Origin of the sequence: Enterobacter sp. 50793107 (genome assembly GCF_001463365.1) — a bacterium.
Lineage (GTDB): Bacteria > Pseudomonadota > Gammaproteobacteria > Enterobacterales > Enterobacteriaceae > Enterobacter > Enterobacter cloacae.
Genome location: NZ_LNII01000093.1, coordinates 21,049 through 38,595 on the forward strand (window position 1 = coordinate 21,049; position 17,547 = coordinate 38,595).

The 17,547-nt window shown below is 52.7% G+C and carries 14 protein-coding genes and 4 tRNA genes; 1 reads left to right on the top strand and 17 read right to left on the bottom strand.

Annotated features, from left to right (window positions below; genetic code table 11):
• Positions 1 to 66: 66 nt before the first annotated feature.
• The 12 genes from rpoB to APU11_RS14045 all read right to left on the bottom strand — a co-directional run bounded on the left by rpoB (position 67) and on the right by APU11_RS14045 (position 9,837).
• Positions 67 to 4,095, bottom strand: coding sequence for a DNA-directed RNA polymerase subunit beta (gene rpoB, locus APU11_RS13985; RefSeq protein WP_008503453.1), 4,029 nt, complete (start codon positions 4,093 to 4,095; stop codon positions 67 to 69).
• 319 nt (positions 4,096 to 4,414) lie between these two features.
• On the bottom strand, positions 4,415 to 4,783 hold the full coding sequence (gene rplL / locus APU11_RS13990) for a 50S ribosomal protein L7/L12 (protein ID WP_013095002.1): 369 nt from the start codon (positions 4,781 to 4,783) through the stop codon (positions 4,415 to 4,417).
• Positions 4,784 to 4,849: 66 nt separating this feature from the next.
• Positions 4,850 to 5,347 carry a 50S ribosomal protein L10 gene (rplJ, locus tag APU11_RS13995; RefSeq protein WP_013095001.1) on the bottom strand — a complete coding sequence of 166 codons (498 nt, stop codon included), beginning with the start codon at positions 5,345 to 5,347 and terminating at the stop codon, positions 4,850 to 4,852.
• 292 nt (positions 5,348 to 5,639) lie between these two features.
• Entirely contained in the window at positions 5,640 to 6,344 is a 705-nt protein-coding gene (rplA, locus tag APU11_RS14000) for a 50S ribosomal protein L1 (protein ID WP_013095000.1), read from the bottom strand.
• Positions 6,345 to 6,347: 3 nt separating this feature from the next.
• Positions 6,348 to 6,776 carry a 50S ribosomal protein L11 gene (rplK, locus tag APU11_RS14005; RefSeq protein WP_008503452.1) on the bottom strand — a complete coding sequence of 143 codons (429 nt, stop codon included), beginning with the start codon at positions 6,774 to 6,776 and terminating at the stop codon, positions 6,348 to 6,350.
• Positions 6,777 to 6,931: 155 nt separating this feature from the next.
• On the bottom strand, positions 6,932 to 7,477 hold the full coding sequence (gene nusG, locus APU11_RS14010) for a transcription termination/antitermination protein NusG (protein ID WP_003862341.1): 546 nt from the start codon (positions 7,475 to 7,477) through the stop codon (positions 6,932 to 6,934).
• Position 7,478: 1 nt separating this feature from the next.
• Positions 7,479 to 7,862, bottom strand: a complete 384-nt coding sequence (secE, locus tag APU11_RS14015; RefSeq protein WP_013094999.1) for a preprotein translocase subunit SecE — start codon at positions 7,860 to 7,862, stop codon at positions 7,479 to 7,481.
• A gap of 229 nt (positions 7,863 to 8,091) precedes the next feature.
• Complete coding sequence (tuf, locus tag APU11_RS14025; protein WP_013094997.1) at positions 8,092 to 9,276, bottom strand: elongation factor Tu; 1,185 nt, start codon at positions 9,274 to 9,276, stop codon at positions 8,092 to 8,094.
• A gap of 118 nt (positions 9,277 to 9,394) precedes the next feature.
• Positions 9,395 to 9,470 (bottom strand) — tRNA-Thr (locus APU11_RS14030).
• A 6-nt stretch (positions 9,471 to 9,476) separates the two neighbouring features.
• Positions 9,477 to 9,551: transfer RNA gene (locus APU11_RS14035), tRNA-Gly, on the bottom strand.
• Positions 9,552 to 9,668: 117 nt separating this feature from the next.
• A tRNA-Tyr gene (locus APU11_RS14040) sits at positions 9,669 to 9,753 on the bottom strand.
• 8 nt (positions 9,754 to 9,761) lie between these two features.
• Positions 9,762 to 9,837 (bottom strand) — tRNA-Thr (locus APU11_RS14045).
• A gap of 317 nt (positions 9,838 to 10,154) precedes the next feature.
• On the opposite strand from APU11_RS14045, the gene coaA reads away from it, so the two are divergent.
• The gene (gene coaA / locus APU11_RS14050; protein ID WP_060578543.1) at positions 10,155 to 11,105 is read left to right on the top strand and encodes a type I pantothenate kinase; all 951 of its coding nucleotides are present in this window, start codon (positions 10,155 to 10,157) and stop codon (positions 11,103 to 11,105) included.
• A gap of 43 nt (positions 11,106 to 11,148) precedes the next feature.
• Here coaA and dppF read toward each other — a convergent pair whose 3' ends face one another.
• From dppF to dppA, 5 genes are all read right to left on the bottom strand, one after another.
• The gene (dppF, locus tag APU11_RS14055; protein WP_014830234.1) at positions 11,149 to 12,162 is read right to left on the bottom strand and encodes a dipeptide ABC transporter ATP-binding subunit DppF; all 1,014 of its coding nucleotides are present in this window, start codon (positions 12,160 to 12,162) and stop codon (positions 11,149 to 11,151) included.
• The gene (dppD, locus tag APU11_RS14060; RefSeq protein ID WP_013094994.1) at positions 12,159 to 13,142 is read right to left on the bottom strand and encodes a dipeptide ABC transporter ATP-binding protein; all 984 of its coding nucleotides are present in this window, start codon (positions 13,140 to 13,142) and stop codon (positions 12,159 to 12,161) included. The genes dppF and dppD overlap by 4 nt, the downstream gene beginning before the upstream one ends.
• A gap of 10 nt (positions 13,143 to 13,152) precedes the next feature.
• Positions 13,153 to 14,055, bottom strand: coding sequence for a dipeptide ABC transporter permease DppC (gene dppC / locus APU11_RS14065; RefSeq protein WP_020684504.1), 903 nt, complete (start codon positions 14,053 to 14,055; stop codon positions 13,153 to 13,155).
• A gap of 9 nt (positions 14,056 to 14,064) precedes the next feature.
• Positions 14,065 to 15,084: a dipeptide ABC transporter permease DppB gene (dppB, locus tag APU11_RS14070; RefSeq protein WP_014830232.1), complete on the bottom strand. Its 1,020-nt coding sequence runs from the start codon at positions 15,082 to 15,084 to the stop codon at positions 14,065 to 14,067.
• 160 nt (positions 15,085 to 15,244) lie between these two features.
• Positions 15,245 to 16,852, bottom strand: a complete 1,608-nt coding sequence (dppA, locus tag APU11_RS14075) for a dipeptide ABC transporter periplasmic-binding protein DppA (protein ID WP_023620080.1) — start codon at positions 16,850 to 16,852, stop codon at positions 15,245 to 15,247.
• Between the last annotated feature and the right edge of the window lie 695 nt (positions 16,853 to 17,547).

The window sequence follows — 17,547 nt, forward strand, 5'->3', positions numbered from 1 at the left end:
CCGTCGGAGTTAGCACACTCTGCTGTCGGGCGTTAACCCGACAGCAGTGACCTGTTTGAGCGAGAATTACTCGTCTTCCAGTTCGATGTTGATACCCAGCGAACGAATCTCTTTCAACAGTACGTTGAAGGACTCTGGCATGCCCGGTTCCATCTGATGGTTGCCGTCCACGATGTTCTTATACATCTTGGTACGACCGTTCACGTCATCAGACTTAACGGTGAGCATTTCCTGCAGGGTGTATGCTGCGCCGTATGCTTCCAGCGCCCACACTTCCATCTCCCCGAAGCGCTGACCACCGAACTGTGCCTTACCACCCAGCGGCTGCTGAGTAACCAGGCTGTAAGAACCGGTAGAACGAGCGTGCATCTTGTCGTCGACCAGGTGGTTCAGTTTCAGCATGTACATGTAACCTACGGTTACCGGACGCTCGAACTGTTCACCGGTACGGCCGTCAAACAGCGTAATCTGACCAGACGTTGGCAGACCACCCAGTTGCAGCAGCTCTTTAATTTCAGCTTCTTTTGCACCGTCGAATACCGGCGTTGCAATTGGCATACCTTTGCGCAGGTTCTCTGCCAGACGCAGCACTTCTTCATCGCTGAAGGTGTTCAGGTCGACTTTCTGACGCACATCGGTACCCAGATCGTAGGCACGCTGGATGAATTCGCGCAGTTTCGCGACTTCCTGCTGCTGTTTCAGCATGGCGTTAATCTTGTCGCCGATACCTTTCGCAGCCATACCCAGGTGGGTTTCCAGAATCTGACCGATGTTCATACGAGACGGTACGCCCAGCGGGTTCAGTACGATATCTACCGGCGTACCGTTAGCATCGTGCGGCATATCTTCGATCGGGTTGATCTTAGAGATAACACCCTTGTTACCGTGACGACCTGCCATCTTATCACCAGGCTGGATCTGACGTTTAACAGCCAGATACACCTTAACAATCTTCAGCACGCCTGGTGCCAGATCGTCTCCCTGAGTGATTTTGCGGCGTTTCGCTTCGAGTTTTTTCTCGAACTCGTGTTTCAGTTCGTCATACTGCTCAGCCAGCTGTTCCAGCTGATTTTGTTTCTCTTCGTCGGTCAGGCCCAGTTCCAGCCAGCGATCGCGTGGCAGTTTGTCGAGCTTCTCAGCTTCAACGCCACCGGCAACCAGCACCGCATAGATACGGCTGAACAGACCCGCTTCGAGGATCTGCAGTTCTTCAGACAGGTCTTTCTTAGCCTGTTTGAGCTGCATCTCTTCGATTTCCAGCGCACGTTTATCTTTCTCAACGCCGTCACGGGTGAAGACCTGAACGTCGATAACCGTACCGGAAACACCGTTTGGTACGCGCAGAGAAGAGTCTTTAACGTCAGACGCTTTCTCACCGAAGATTGCACGCAGCAGTTTCTCTTCTGGCGTCAGCTGGGTTTCACCTTTCGGCGTTACCTTACCAACCAGAATGTCGCCGCCGGTCACTTCCGCACCGATGTAAACGATACCGGATTCATCCAGTTTGGAGAGCGCAGCTTCACCCACGTTAGGGATGTCAGCGGTGATCTCTTCTGGCCCCAGCTTGGTGTCACGGGACACACAGGCCAGTTCCTGAATGTGGATGGTGGTGAAACGATCTTCCTGTACCACACGTTCGGAGACGAGGATGGAGTCTTCGAAGTTGTAACCGTTCCACGGCATGAACGCTACGCGCATGTTCTGACCGAGCGCCAGTTCACCGAGGTCGGTGGACGGACCGTCTGCCAGCACGTCGCCGCGCTCAACTGGCTCACCCAGAGATACGCAAGGCATCTGGTTGATACAGGTGTTCTGGTTAGAACGGGTGTATTTGGTCAGGTTGTAGATGTCGATACCCGCTTCGCCCGGATACATCTCGTCTTCGTTAACTTTGATAACGATACGGGATGCGTCAACGTACTGAACGGTACCGCCACGCTTAGCCACTGCAGTAACACCGGAGTCAACGGCAACAGCACGTTCCATACCGGTACCAACCAGCGGCTTATCAGCACGCAGAGTTGGAACGGCCTGACGTTGCATGTTCGCACCCATCAATGCACGGTTGGCGTCATCGTGTTCCAGGAACGGGATCAGGGACGCACCGACGGATACCACCTGCTGGGTGGATACGTCCATGTAGTCAACCTGGTCGCGGCTGAACAAGCTGGATTCGCCTTTGCTACGGCAGGTAACCAGATCTTCTACAAAGTGGCCTTCGTCATCCAGGTTGGAGTTCGCCTGAGCGATAACGTAGTTGCCTTCTTCAATAGCAGACAGGTAATGAATTTCGTCGGTAACAACACCGTCAGTCACTTTACGGTACGGGGTCTCAAGGAAACCGTATTCGTTTGTCTGTGCGTACACGGACAGGGAGTTGATCAGACCGATGTTTGGACCTTCAGGCGTTTCGATTGGACATACGCGACCGTAGTGAGTCGGGTGTACGTCTCGAACTTCGAAGCCTGCGCGTTCACGGGTCAGACCGCCTGGGCCGAGTGCAGAGATACGACGTTTGTGCGTAATCTCAGACAGCGGGTTGTTCTGGTCCATAAACTGAGACAGCTGGCTGGAACCGAAGAACTCTTTCACGGCTGCAGAAATCGGCTTGGCGTTGATCATATCCTGAGGCATCAGGGTATCCAGATCGCCCAAAGACAGACGCTCTTTCACCGCACGCTCTACACGCACCAAGCCAACGCGGAACTGGTTTTCCGCCATTTCGCCTACGGAACGGATACGACGGTTGCCGAGGTGGTCGATGTCGTCCACTTCGCCTTTACCGTTACGGATATCAATGAGCTTCTTCATCACTTCGATGATGTCGTCTTTGCTCAGGATACCGGAACCTTCGATCTCATCGCGCAGCAGAGAACGGTTGAACTTCATACGACCAACCGCAGACAGATCGTAGCGGTCTTCAGAGAAGAACAGGTTCTCGAACAGGCTTTCAGCCGCTTCGCGAGTTGGTGGCTCCCCAGGACGCATCATGCGGTAGATTTCTACCAGCGCGCTCAGACGATCGTTGGTTGGGTCGACGCGTACAGTCTCAGAGATGTACGGACCGTGGTCCAGATCGTTAGTGAACAGCGTTTCGATACGTTTGTGGCCAGCCTGACTCAGCTTAGCCAGCAGATCCAGGCTCAGCTCCATGTTAGCCGGGCAGATCAGCTCGCCAGTTGATTCATCAACGTAATCTTTCGCGGCTACTTTTCCTGCAATGTATTCAACCGGAACTTCGATGTGTTTGATATCATCTTTTTCCAGCTGACGGATGTGGCGCGCGGTAATACGGCGACCTTTTTCCACATACACTTTGCCGTCGGCTTCGATGTCGAACGACGCGGTCTCACCACGCAGACGTTCCGGCACCAGCTCCATCTGCAGCTTGTTGTCGCGGATTTCAAAGATCACTTTTTCAAAGAACAGGTCCAGGATCTGTTCAGTGGTATAGTTCAGTGCGCGCAGAATGATGGTTGCAGGCAGTTTACGACGACGGTCGATACGGACAAACAGGTTGTCTTTTGGATCGAACTCGAAGTCCAGCCATGAACCACGGTAAGGAATGATGCGCGCGTTATACAGTACTTTACCGGAAGAGTGTGTTTTACCTTTATCGCTGTCGAAGAAGACGCCCGGGCTACGGTGCAGCTGGGAAACGATAACACGCTCAGTACCGTTGATAACGAAAGTACCGTTGTCTGTCATGAGTGGAATTTCACCCATGTAGACTTCTTGTTCTTTAATGTCTTTAACAGTGCCTTCCGGCGCTTCGCGCTCGTAGATCACCAGACGCAGTTTTACGCGCAGCGGTGCGGAATAGGTCACGCCACGGATCTGACATTCCTGAACGTCAAACACCGGTTCGCCAAGGCGGTAGCTGACGTACTGCAGCTCGGAGTTACCGCTGTAGCTCTGAATTGGGAACACGGAACGGAAGGCTGCTTCCAGACCGTACTGCCCTTCAGGATCTTGCTCGATAAACTTCTGGAACGAGTCAAGCTGGATAGAAAGGAGATATGGAATGTCCAGAACTTGTGGACGTTTACCAAAATCCTTACGAATACGTTTTTTCTCGGTATAGGAGTAAACCATAGGGTTCCTCAGCTCGCTGACAAGTCGACCCATCTGTCCGACGAAGGGACAGTTTGTGCAACACCATTTTGTGGACCGGAAAATTGAATACTTTCCGCAATACCTGTTGCTATCACGCTTAAACCATTTCATTGCGATTTACACAGAGCGAGCACCCTGTCGCAGTATATTAAGTCGTCGATAGAAACAAGCATTGAAAGACACATCGATAGTCAAACAGTGTGAAATGCTACCGAGGCCTTACAGCGCAAAAAGGCTGGTGACTAAAAAGTCACCAGCCATCAGCCTAATTACTTAGGCTGCAACCAGAAAAGTTGGCTTATTTAACTTCAACTTCAGCGCCAGCTTCTTCCAGAGATTTTTTCAGTGCTTCTGCGTCGTCTTTGCTCACGCCTTCTTTCAGCGCAGCTGGAGCAGATTCTACCAGGTCTTTAGCTTCTTTCAGACCCAGACCGGTAGCGCCACGAACAGCTTTGATTACTGCAACTTTGTTCGCGCCAGCAGCTTTCAGAATTACGTCGAATTCAGTTTTCTCTTCAGCAGCGTCAGCAGCTGGGCCAGCAGCAACAGCTACAGCAGCAGCAGCAGAAACACCGAATTTTTCTTCCATTGCAGAGATCAGCTCAACAACGTCCATTACGGACATAGCGGATACTGCTTCAATGATTTGATCTTTAGTGATAGACATTTAAATTGTTCCTGAATATCAGAATAAGTTTATACGTAAGCAGATGCTTTATAAAGATAACTGCGATTAAGCAGCTTCTTTCGCATCGCGTACAGCAGCCAGAGTACGAACCAGTTTGCCAGCCGAAGCTTCTTTCATGGTTGCCATCAGGCGTGCAATTGCTTCTTCGTAGGTCGGCAGAGTTGCCAGGCGGTCGATCTGAGACGCCGGGATCAGCTCACCTTCAAAGGCAGCGGCTTTGACCTCAAATTTTGCATTCGCTTTCGCGAACTCTTTGAACAGACGAGCAGCAGCGCCCGGGTGTTCCATAGAGTATGCAATCAGGGTCGGACCAACAAACGTGTCTTTCAGGCACTCAAAAGAGGTACCTTCAACAGCACGGCGCAGCAGGGTGTTACGAACAACACGCATGTAAACGCCAGCTTCACGACCTGCTTTACGCAGTTCAGTCATTTTATCTACAGTTACGCCACGGGAATCCGCAACTACTGCAGACAGCGCGCCTTTGGCTACTTCGCTGACTTCAGCAACAATCGCTTGTTTGTCTTGAAGATTTAAAGCCATTAGCTTTTGCTCCTGGATGTTTGCCGGAACTCATGTTCCGGAACTCACTTCACTCTTCCCAACGGAAAGAGCGTCTTAATACGGTGAGCAGAAACAAGCCAGAATATCCAAAAATAATCTTAGCGTTCTGTCACCGTCTACGCAGGGGATTAAGTCTCTTGCGAAACACCTGCGGTCTTCGACGGAGGCCTGGATTAGGCCAGGCTCCAACGAACAATTCTTTTAGCCGCTAACTTTCGTTAGCAAACGTGGGGGTAAGATTGTAGACAAAATCACCGCCCACGTAAAGGCATTAGTTTGCAGCAGCGCTCAGGCCAGCCTGGTCAACTGCAACACCTGCACCCATGGTGGTGGAGATGCTAACTTTCTTGATGTACACGCCTTTCGCCTGAGTTGGTTTTGCTTTTTTCAGCGCAACCAGCAGAGCTTCCAGGTTTTCTTTCAGTTTGTCAGCGTCGAAGTCCACTTTACCGATGGTGGTGTGGATGATGCCGTTTTTGTCGTTACGATAACGAACCTGACCTGCTTTAGCGTTCTTAACCGCTTCAGCAACGTTAGGGGTTACAGTACCCACTTTCGGGTTTGGCATCAGGCCGCGTGGACCCAGCACCTGGCCCAGCTGGCCAACAACGCGCATTGCATCTGGAGATGCGATAACAACGTCAAAGTTCATTTCGCCTTTTTTGATCTGGTCAGCCAGATCTTCCATACCTACCAGTTCAGCGCCAGCAGCTTTAGCAGCTTCTGCGTTTGCACCCTGAGTAAATACAGCTACGCGAACGGAACGGCCAGTACCGTGTGGCAGTACAGTTGCACCACGAACGTTCTGATCAGATTTACGAGCATCGATGCCCAGGTTAACAGCAACGTCAACGCTTTCAACGAACTTAGCGGTAGCCAGTTCTTTCAGCAGAGCGATAGCTTCGTTGATGTCGTACTGTTTGGTCGCATCAACTTTGTCACGGATCACGGACATGCGCTTGGTCAGTTTAGCCATTTCTTAGTCCTCCACTACCAGGCCCATGGAACGTGCAGTACCTTCGATAGAGCGAGTCATCGCTTCAATGTCGGCACCAGTCATGTCGGCAGCTTTGGTCTGCGCGATTTCCTGCAGCTGAGCGCGGGAAATTTTACCCACTTTGTCTTTGTTCGGTTTACCGGAACCAGACTTGATACCAGCCGCTTTCTTCAGCAGAACTGCTGCAGGAGGGGTTTTGGTAACGAAAGTGAAAGAACGGTCAGCGTAAACAGTGATTACAACTGGGATTGGCAGACCTTTTTCCAGGGATTCAGTTTTGGCGTTAAACGCTTTACAGAATTCCATGATGTTCACACCCTGCTGACCCAGAGCTGGACCAACTGGTGGACTTGGGTTCGCCATACCAGCTGCAACCTGCAGCTTGACGTAGGCTTGTACTTTCTTAGCCATTCTAAAATCCTCTGATTGGGTGATAGCGCCTCAGCGAGGCTCCCCGTGAATAAAATCGTTTTACAGGCCGTGGCCCATAAAAACAAAAGGCGCGAAATTGTATTCCAATCTCGCGCCCTGTGCAACGATTAAATCGCCGCTTTTTTGATCGCTGCTTAGGCTTTTTCTACCTGGGCAAAGTCCAGTTCTACTGGGGTCGCACGACCGAAGATAGAAACAGAAACTTTCAGGCGGGATTTCTCGTAATCCACTTCTTCGACCACGCCATTAAAGTCAGCAAACGGACCGTCATTAACACGAACCATTTCACCCGGTTCAAACAGCGTTTTCGGACGCGGCTTATCACCCACCTGCTGCAGGCGGTTCATAATCGCATCAACTTCTTTGTCGCTGATTGGCGCCGGACGGTCAGACGTGCCGCCGATAAAGCCCATCACGCGCGGTACGCTGCGCACAAGGTGCCAGCTCGCGTCGTTCATAACCATCTGAACCAGCACGTAACCCGGGAAGAATTTACGCTCGCTTTTGCGGCGTTGGCCGCCACGGATCTCGACCACTTCTTCGGTCGGAACCATAACTTCGCCAAATAACTCTTCCATGTTGTGTAATTTGATATGCTCACGCAGCGACGTTGCTACGCGGCCTTCAAAACCGGAAAACGCCTGAACGACGTACCAGCGCTTTTTAGGGGCTTCAGACATCTCAGAACCTCAGGCCAGTGATAAAGGATACCAGGCGAACCAGAATACCATCCAGTCCCCACAGGATCAGTGACATTACAGCGGTTACCGCCGCTACGATCAGCGTGGTGTGCAATGTTTCCTGGCGAGTCGGCCAAATTACCTTACGGACTTCGGTACGCGCTTCGCGGGCAAAAGCGACAGTCGCTTTGCCTTTTGTCGTCAACAGCGCGACACCACCCGCTGCAGCAATCAGAATTACCACTGCAAGCGCGCGTAGCGGCAGCATAATGTCACGATAAAGATAGTTGCCGACGATCGCTACGATCAGCAGAACGGCTACCACTACCCATTTCATCGCTTCCAGGCCGCGCCCGCTCCCTTGAGCTTCGGTATTCGCACTCATAAACCAACCTGTCAGAAGTATTCTACAAACATTTTCACCCCGCGATCGCGAGGCAAACCAAATCGAAATGCTAATTCGCTTTTCGAATTATACGCTCTCTGCAGAGCCTGTCTCAGCAATGATTATGACAAAAATAATCACTGATGAGCCAGGTTCTGGCGTGAAAGCGTGCAAAAAGGGCATCAAATGATGCCCTTTTATTGCGCATTGCGTCAAATGTTATCAGCAATTAGCCGAGAACTTTAGCAACCACGCCCGCGCCAACGGTACGGCCACCTTCACGGATTGCGAAACGCAGACCGTCGTCCATCGCGATTGGGTGGATCAGAGTCACAACCATCTTGATGTTGTCGCCTGGCATTACCATCTCTACGCCTTCTGGCAGTTCGATGGTACCGGTCACGTCAGTTGTACGGAAGTAGAACTGTGGACGGTAGCCTTTGAAGAACGGAGTATGACGGCCGCCTTCGTCTTTGGACAGGATGTACACTTCAGATTCGAACTTGGTGTGTGGCTTGATTGAGCCTGGCTTCGCCAGAACCTGACCACGTTCGATTTCTTCACGTTTGATACCACGCAGCAGAACACCAACGTTCTCACCAGCACGGCCTTCGTCCAGCAGTTTGCGGAACATTTCAACGCCAGTACAGGTAGACTTCGCAGTCTCTTTGATACCAACGATTTCAACTTCTTCACCAACTTTGATGATACCGCGCTCTACACGACCGGTAACAACGGTACCACGACCGGAGATGGAGAATACGTCTTCGATTGGCAGCAGGAATGGCTTGTCAATCGCACGCTCTGGTTCTGGGATGTAAGAATCCAGGTAGCCAGCCAGTTCGATGATTTTCGCTTCCCATTCTGCGTCGCCTTCCAGCGCTTTCAGCGCGGAACCACGAACGATTGGGGTATCGTCGCCTGGGAAATCGTACTGAGACAGCAGTTCACGAACTTCCATCTCTACCAGTTCCAGCAGCTCTTCGTCATCAACCATGTCGCATTTGTTCAGGAACACGATGATGTAAGGAACGCCTACCTGACGACCCAGCAGGATGTGCTCACGAGTCTGAGGCATTGGGCCGTCAGTCGCAGCAACAACCAGGATCGCGCCGTCCATCTGCGCAGCACCGGTGATCATGTTTTTAACATAGTCGGCGTGGCCTGGGCAGTCTACGTGTGCGTAGTGGCGAGTCGGGGTGTCATACTCAACGTGAGAGGTGTTGATGGTGATACCACGAGCTTTTTCTTCTGGTGCGTTATCGATCTGGTCGAATGCACGAGCAGAACCACCGTAGGTTTTTGCCAGAACGGTAGTGATTGCAGCGGTCAGCGTTGTTTTACCATGGTCAACGTGGCCGATAGTACCGACGTTAACGTGCGGTTTTGTACGTTCAAACTTTTCTTTAGACATCGATTGTCCCTCTAAGACACGGATAAATCGGTGATATCACCACATCAACCAGGCGAAATGCCTGAACTGTTGAATCAAGTAAAATTGAAACAGAGAGAAACGGGAAGGAGAAGTGAAGTGGTGCTGATACCCAGAGTCGAACTGGGGACCTCACCCTTACCAAGGGTGCGCTCTACCAACTGAGCCATATCAGCACGTATTGGAGCGGGCAGCGGGAATCGAACCCGCATCATCAGCTTGGAAGGCTGAGGTAATAGCCATTATACGATGCCCGCATCCTGAAACTCGGCTACCCAGTTCTTTCTGTAACAAAAAAAGAGATTTCTCTCTTTTTAAGTTCGAGCTGATTCAGCTTTTAAACCAGCTCCGGCGGCATTTACGCTGCCAGAAAGTGGTGGTGGGGGAAGGATTCGAACCTTCGAAGTCTGTGACGGCAGATTTACAGTCTGCTCCCTTTGGCCGCTCGGGAACCCCACCGGACTTGATGGTGCCGACTACCGGAATCGAACTGGTGACCTACTGATTACAAGTCAGTTGCTCTACCTACTGAGCTAAGTCGGCATCAAGTAGCGCGCATTCTATGGATACCTGCGCGGTCATGCAACTAAAAATTTGCATAAAACGTTCTTTCGCTCACATTTTATGCTAACCACGCATCAAGCGCTGTAAAAGTAGTCATTCACGGTCAAATATTCAACATATATGAGCGAATTGCATCGCATACACCGTAGCGTGACGGCTTCCGCGTAACGCAGCGCTTTCCATCTTTTTTCTTATTATTCCTGTCATCTGGTGTTAACCTCCTGCCCATTGTCCAAAATTAACTGTGTGATGAGCCATGATCCGGCAGTGTGATGCTGGCTCACTGAAGCATGCTTATGAGCAAAAAAGAGCAAACGTTAATGACGCCTTATCTTCACTTTAACCGCAGCCAGTGGGCTGCCCTGCGTGATTCCGTCCCTATGACGCTGACGGAAGGTGAAATCGCACGGTTAAAAGGGATAAACGAAGATCTGTCCCTGGAAGAAGTGGCAGAAATTTATCTCCCCCTCTCACGCTTGCTTAACTTCTATATCAGTTCCAACCTGCGCCGTCAGGCGGTGCTGGAGCAGTTCCTTGGAACCAATGGTCAACGCATTCCTTATATCATCAGTATTGCTGGCAGCGTGGCGGTAGGTAAAAGCAAAACCGCGCGTGTCTTGCAGGCTCTCCTGAGCCGCTGGCCAGAACACCGCAGCGTGGAGCTGATCACCACCGACGGCTTTCTGCACCCCAATGAGGTGTTAAAAGAACGCGGGCTGATGAAGAAGAAGGGCTTCCCGCTCTCTTATGACATGCACCGTCTGGTGAAATTTGTCTCTGACCTGAAATCCGGCGTGCCTAACGTCACGGCGCCGGTCTATTCGCACCTGATCTACGATCGCATTCCGGGCGGAGACAAAACGGTGGTGCAGCCAGACATTCTGATTCTGGAAGGGTTAAATGTGCTGCAAAGTGGGATGGATTATCCTCACGATCCGCATCACGTGTTTGTCTCTGACTTCGTCGATTTCTCTATTTATGTCGATGCACCGGAAGATTTGCTGCAAAGCTGGTATATCAACCGCTTCCTGAAGTTCCGCGAAGGGGCGTTCACTGACCCGGACTCCTATTTCCATCACTACGCCCAGCTTTCTGAAGAAGAGGCGGTGAAGGTGGCGACAGGTCTGTGGAACGAGATCAACTACGTAAACCTGAAAGAGAACATTCTCCCTACCCGCGAGCGGGCGAGCCTGATCCTCACCAAGAGCGAGAAACACGCTGTCGACCAGATTCGTTTGCGGAAATAGGTTAGCAGACATAAAAAAACCGGCTTAACGCCGGTTTTTTTATTTACGCCTGCGGCTTTTCGCCGTTTTCATCCTGATCGACCGCAAAGCAGGCGACCAGCTGACCGCGATAATCTTTCAGCTGCGGCTGTAGTTGGGTGCAAGGGCCAAAGCGGCGACTGCAACGGGCGTTGAACGCACATCCCGGAGGTGGATTCAACGGACTTGGCAGTTCACCGGTCAGCTTAATACGCTCACGACGATCGTCCGGGTTCAGGCGCGGTGTCGCAGAGAGCAGCGCCTGGGTGTATGGGTGGCGAGGGTTATTAAAGATCTGATCTTTCGTCCCCTTCTCCACGCAGCGCCCCAGATACATCACCATCACTTCATCAGCGATATGCTCTACCACCGACAGGTCGTGGGAGATAAATACGTAAGACAGCCCCAGCTCCTGCTGCAGATCCATCATCAGATTCAGCACCTGTGCGCGCACGGAAACGTCGAGCGCTGAGACCGGTTCATCGGCAATCACGACATCCGGGTCGAGCATCAGGCCACGGGCGATGGCGATACGCTGGCGCTGGCCGCCAGAGAACATATGCGGGTAGCGATCGTAATGCTCGGTTTTCAGGCCGACTTTCGCCATCATCGCCAGCGCTTTTTCACGACGCTGCTCTTTGCTGAGATTACTGTTAATCAGCAGCGGCTCTTCCAGAATCTGCCCCACTTTCTTGCGCGGGTTCAATGAACCGTATGGGTTCTGGAACACAATCTGGATTTTCTGGCGACGCAGCTTCTGCGCCTGCGGATCGTGCTTGAGCAGATCCTGCCCCTGATAATAGAGCTCGCCGCCGGTAGGCGTTTCAATCATCGTCAGCAGACGGCCTAAGGTTGATTTGCCGCAGCCCGACTCCCCGACCACCGCCAGCGTTTTACCGCGTTCGAGGGTAAAGGAGACGCCGTCCAGCGCTTTCACCAGGCGCTCAGGGGCAAAAATCCCCTTCTTCACCGGGTAGTGTTTTTTCAGGTCGATAGCCTGCAACAGCGGTTGTTGCGTGGTGGCCTGTTGCGTACTCATAGTGTTGGCCTCCCGGCATCATCGAGTGGGTAGTGGCATTTCGACTGACGACCGTCAGCCAGCTGGTTCAGCTCAGGCTCTTCGGCACGGCATTTATCCGTCGCATACGGGCAACGCGGATTCAGCAGGCAGCCCTGCGGACGGTCATATTTACCCGGTACCACACCCGGCAGCGATGCCAGACGCGCTTTATCCTGGGCAAACTCCGGCAGCGCACGTAAAAGCGCCTGGGTATACGGATGACGCGGTGCGCGGAAGATATCGTGCGAACTTCCGGTCTCCACCACCTGTCCTGCATACATCACGATGATTTTGTGTGCAGCTTCAGCCACCAGCGCCAGGTCGTGCGTAATCAGCACCAGCGCCATGTTCTCTTTCTGCTGCAGTTCCAGCAGCAGCTCGATGATTTGCGCCTGGATGGTCACGTCCAGCGCTGTGGTCGGCTCATCGGCAATCAGCAGTTTTGGCCGACAGGCAATCGCCATCGCGATCATCACACGCTGACTCATCCCACCAGAAAGCTGATGCGGGTAGACATCAAGGCGCGATGCCGGGTCAGGGATCCCCACCTGGTTCAGCAGGTCGATCGCCCGCTGACGACGGGTTTTCTTGTTACCGCCCTGATGGACCTTGATCGCCTCCATAATCTGGAAGCCCACGGTGTAGCAGGGGTTCAGGCTGGTCATCGGGTCCTGGAAGATCATCGCCACTTCCGCGCCCACCAGCTGGCGGCGCTGTTTCTCGGAAATGCGCTTCAGATCCTGACCATTGAACTGCAGGTTTTCCGCCATCACGCGGCCCGGATAATCGATCAGCCCCATAATCGCCAGTGAGCTTACGGACTTACCGGAACCGGATTCCCCAACAATGCCAACCACTTCGCCCTGATTTACGCTGTAGCTGATACGGTCCACGGCGCGAAACGGGGTGCCTTCATCGCCGAAGTGCACCGATAATTTATCTACATTTAATAACGCCATCTCGTGCCTCTTACTGCTTCAGTTTGGGATCAAGTGCATCGCGCAGACCATCACCCATCAGGTTAAATGCCAGCACCGTCAGCAGAATTGCCAGACCCGGGAAGGTGACAACCCACCAGGCGCTTTGTGCGAACTGCAACACGTCGGAGAGCATCGTGCCCCACTCCGGTGTTGGCGGCTGCGCACCCATGCCCAGGAAGCCAAGAGCGGCCATATCAAGAATGGCGTTAGAGAAGCCGAGCGACGCCTGAACAATCAGCGGCGCAAGGCAGTTCGGGAAGATATTGACGAACATCTGGCGCATCGCACCGGCACCGGCCACGCGGGACGCGGTGACGTAGTCGCGGTTCACTTCCACCAGCACTGCCGCACGGGTTAAACGCACGTAGTGAGGGAGTGCCACGAAGGTCAGCGCAAGCGCGGCATTACCGATCGACGGGCCAAATATCGCCACCAGCACCAGGGCCAGCAGCAGGCTTGGCAGCGCTAGCATGATGTCGACGATACGCATGATGATGTTATCAACAATGCCGCCAAAATAACCCGCAACCAGGCCGAGGATGATCCCCATGATCAGGGACAGCACCACCACCAGGCAGCCCACCAGCAGCGACAGACGCGCGCCGTACATCAGACGCGACAATACGTCGCGACCCACATCATCGGTACCCAAGAGGTGAGCCAGGCTCCCGCCGTCCTGCCATGCAGGGGGGGCCAGCAGCGCGTCACGGAACTGATCGGCCGGGTTATACGGTGCAAGCACGTTTGCAAACACGGCAATCAGGATCATGACAGAGACATAGACCAGCCCCACTACCGCGCCTTTATTACGCTTGAAGTAGTGCCAGAATTCCTGCAGCGGCGTCATTGGAACCGGTGCAGCAACCACTTTATTTTCAGAAACGTGTGACATGATGGCCCCTTACTTCTTATGACGAATACGCGGGTTCACCACGCCGTACAGCAAATCGACCAGCAGGTTGACGAGAATAATCATCGTCGCGACCAGCAATACACCGCCCTGCACGACCGGATAGTCACGGCGTTGCAGCGCGTCAATCAGCCAGCGGCCAAGGCCCGGCCAGGAGAAGATGGTTTCGGTCAGGATCGCCCCTGCCAGCAGCGTACCCACCTGCAGACCGATAACGGTCACCACCGGCAGCATGGCGTTACGCAGCGCATGAACGATGATGACTCGCATACGCGTCAGGCCCTTGGCACGCGCGGTACGAATATAATCCTCGCCCAGCACTTCCAGCATTGACGAACGGGTCATACGCACGATTACCGCCAGAGGGATCGTGCCGAGCACCATCGCCGGCAGGATCATATGCGCGACCGCATCAATAAAGTTGCCCTCTTCGCCCCATATCGCCGTATCAATCAGCATAAAGCCGGTCAGCGGGTTGGAATCATCGAGGAAGACCATATCGCTGACGCGTCCGGAGACCGGCGTCAGGTTAAGCTGCACCGAGACCAGCATAATCAGCATCATGCCCCACCAGAAGATCGGCATGGAGTAGCCGGTCAGCGCCAGGCCCACAGCGGTATGGTCAAAAATAGAGCCACGTTTAACGGCAGCCAGCACCCCGACAGGGATACCCACCGCAGTGGCAAAAATCATGGCGCAGATGCCAAGCTCCAGTGTCGCTTTAAAACGCGGCACGAACTCGTCCCACACCGGAAGACGGCTTTTCAGTGAAATCCCTAAGTCACCATGCATAACGCCCCAGATATAGTGGAGGTACTGCTGCCACATCGGCTTATCGAGGCCGAGTTCAGCCAGCAGCTGCGCATGACGTTCAGGGGAAATACCACGCTCGCCCGCCATAATCATTACCGGGTCGCCGGGGATCATATGGACAAAGGCAAAAGTGAGAAGGGTGATACCGATAAACGTGGGGATGACAAGTCCCAGACGTCGGAGGATGAACTGCAACATAACCCGGATTCTCTCTGAAGACGCACGACCAGTGGCGTGGCGTCTGTATTGCTCACAAATGTAAATTCCCTCTCCCGCAGGAGAGGGTTAGGGTGAGGGCTAGCATGCAAGCCCCTCACCCCTATCGTCTCCCACAGGGAGAGGGAGAACGCCCTACTGATTATTCAACAGATACGTTTTCGAAGTGGTGTTTGCCCAGCGGATCAACCACGTAGCCTTTCACTTCTTTGCGCACTGGCTCGTACACGGTGGAGTGAGCAACAATCAGAGCCGGAGCCTGATCGTGCATAACAACCTGTGCCTGCTTGTAGAGTTCAATACGTTTGTTGTGATCGTCGGTGGCACGTGCCGGCTGGATCAGGTCTTCAAACGGCTTATAACACCAGCGAGAGTAGTTAGAGCCGTCTTTTGCCGCCGCGCAGCTGAAGAGGGTGGCGAAGAAGTTGTCCGGATCCCCGTTGTCACCGGTCCAGCCCATCATCACTGCCTGATGCTCACCCGCTTTGGCGCGCTTCAGATACTCGCCCCACTCGTAGGTGACAATCTTGGCCTGAACGCCGATTTTCGCCCAGTCAGCCTGAACCATTTCAGCCATACGGCGTGCGTTCGGGTTGTACGGACGCTGTACCGGCATCGCCCACAGTTCAACGGTAAAGCCTTTATCCTGCCCTGCTTCCTTCAGCAGCGCTTTCGCTTTCTCTGGATCGTAGGTGTAGTCTTTAACGTCATCGTTATAGCCCCACATGGTTGGCGGGATCAGGTTTTTAGCCGCAACGCCGGCGCCCTGGTAAACGGCCTTGATGATCGCTTCTTTGTTCACCGCATAGGTCAGCGCCTGACGCACTTTCACGTCATCAAACGGTTTCTTCTCGGTGTTGAAGGAGAGATAGCCCACGTTCAGACCAGCCTGCTCCATCAGGTTGATATTCTTGTCCTGCTTCATGCGGGCGATATCAGCCGGGTTCGGGTATGGCATAACCTGGCATTCGTTTTTCTGCAGTTTTGCGTAACGCACAGACGCGTCAGGCGTGATGGAGAAGACCAGACGATCGATCTGTGGTTTGGTACCCCAGTAGCCCGGGAACGCTTTGTACAGAATACGGGAGTCTTTCTGGTACTGCAGCAGCTGGAACGGACCGGTACCGATTGGGTTCAGGTCCACTTTTTCCGGCGTGCCAGCTTTCAGCATGTTGTCCGCGTACTCTTTAGAGAGGATAGAGGCAAAGTCCATGGCCAGGTCTGCCAGGAATGGCGCTTCCGGGCGAGTCAGCACGAACTGAACGGTTTTATCGTCCACTTTTTTCACTTCAGCGATCAGGTCTGGCAGACCCATCCCTTCGAAGTACTCATAGCTGCCGCCGGACACTTTGTGGTACGGGTTCTGAGCGTTTTTCTGACGATCGAAGGAGAACACAACGTCATCGGCGTTGAAGTCGCGCGTTGGTTTGAATTCTTTGCTGTCCTGCCACTTCACGCCCTGGCGCAGGTGGAAGGTATAGGTTTTACCGTCTTCGCTGACGTCCCACTTCTCCGCCAGGCCAGGAATCACTTCCGTGGTGCCGGTTTTAAATTCAACCAGACGGTTATAGATCGGCACAGAGCTTGCGTCGTAAGTCGTACCAGAGGTAAAGAGCTGTGGGTTAAAGCCTTCCGGCGAGCCTTCAGAACAGTAAACCAGGGTTTTTGCCTGTACGCTTGCTGCCACGGTCATAGCCACCAGGCTCAGACCAAGCTTCAGCATCCCTGACTTCTTCAAGGAAATACTCATTATTCTGCTCCAATGTGATGTTTTGCTTTGTTGTGTTACGCCGCCTGACCTTTATTTATTTTTTACCCGGTCCGGTCGGTGATGCCCGAAGGCGTTAAAGGGATGGAGAATCCTTTCAGAAGAGCGTTGGAGTTGCAGCGCAGATCGTCCCTGAAATGCCCCTCGTGCCCTACAATCTGTCAACAGAATGTGAAAACGTCAATACAGGTGACGGGGATTTACGCTGAGTGTGAGAAACCGCAAACAAAGATTAAAAAAACTATGTACGCCAGTTTTCAGCAGGGAAATTTATGCTACTCGTCATGTTGCAGCACAAATATCTTCATATTTCGCAACAATCAGTGATTAACTTTTATTCAGAATGGGTAAATTTTCTTGCAGAACGGTGATTATCTGAGCACTAAATACCGCGAACGTTAAAACGCACAGCGAAAAATGCTGAGGTTATCCATAAGCAACGCGAAAAAAGATCAATCTATATATAAAAAAATACAATGGATTATGTCACAAAATCACGAACAGGCAGGAAGAAGCAGGACTAAGAGGTGTTTTGGCTAATCTGGACGAATAAAGCGTTAATGCAAAAAGGGCTAACCTTGCGGTTAGCCCTTTTTTGAATGTGGTCGGCGAGAGAGGATTCGAACCTCCGACTGTCACTTATACACCTCTACCGCGGCCGACGAAAAGAAAGGTGT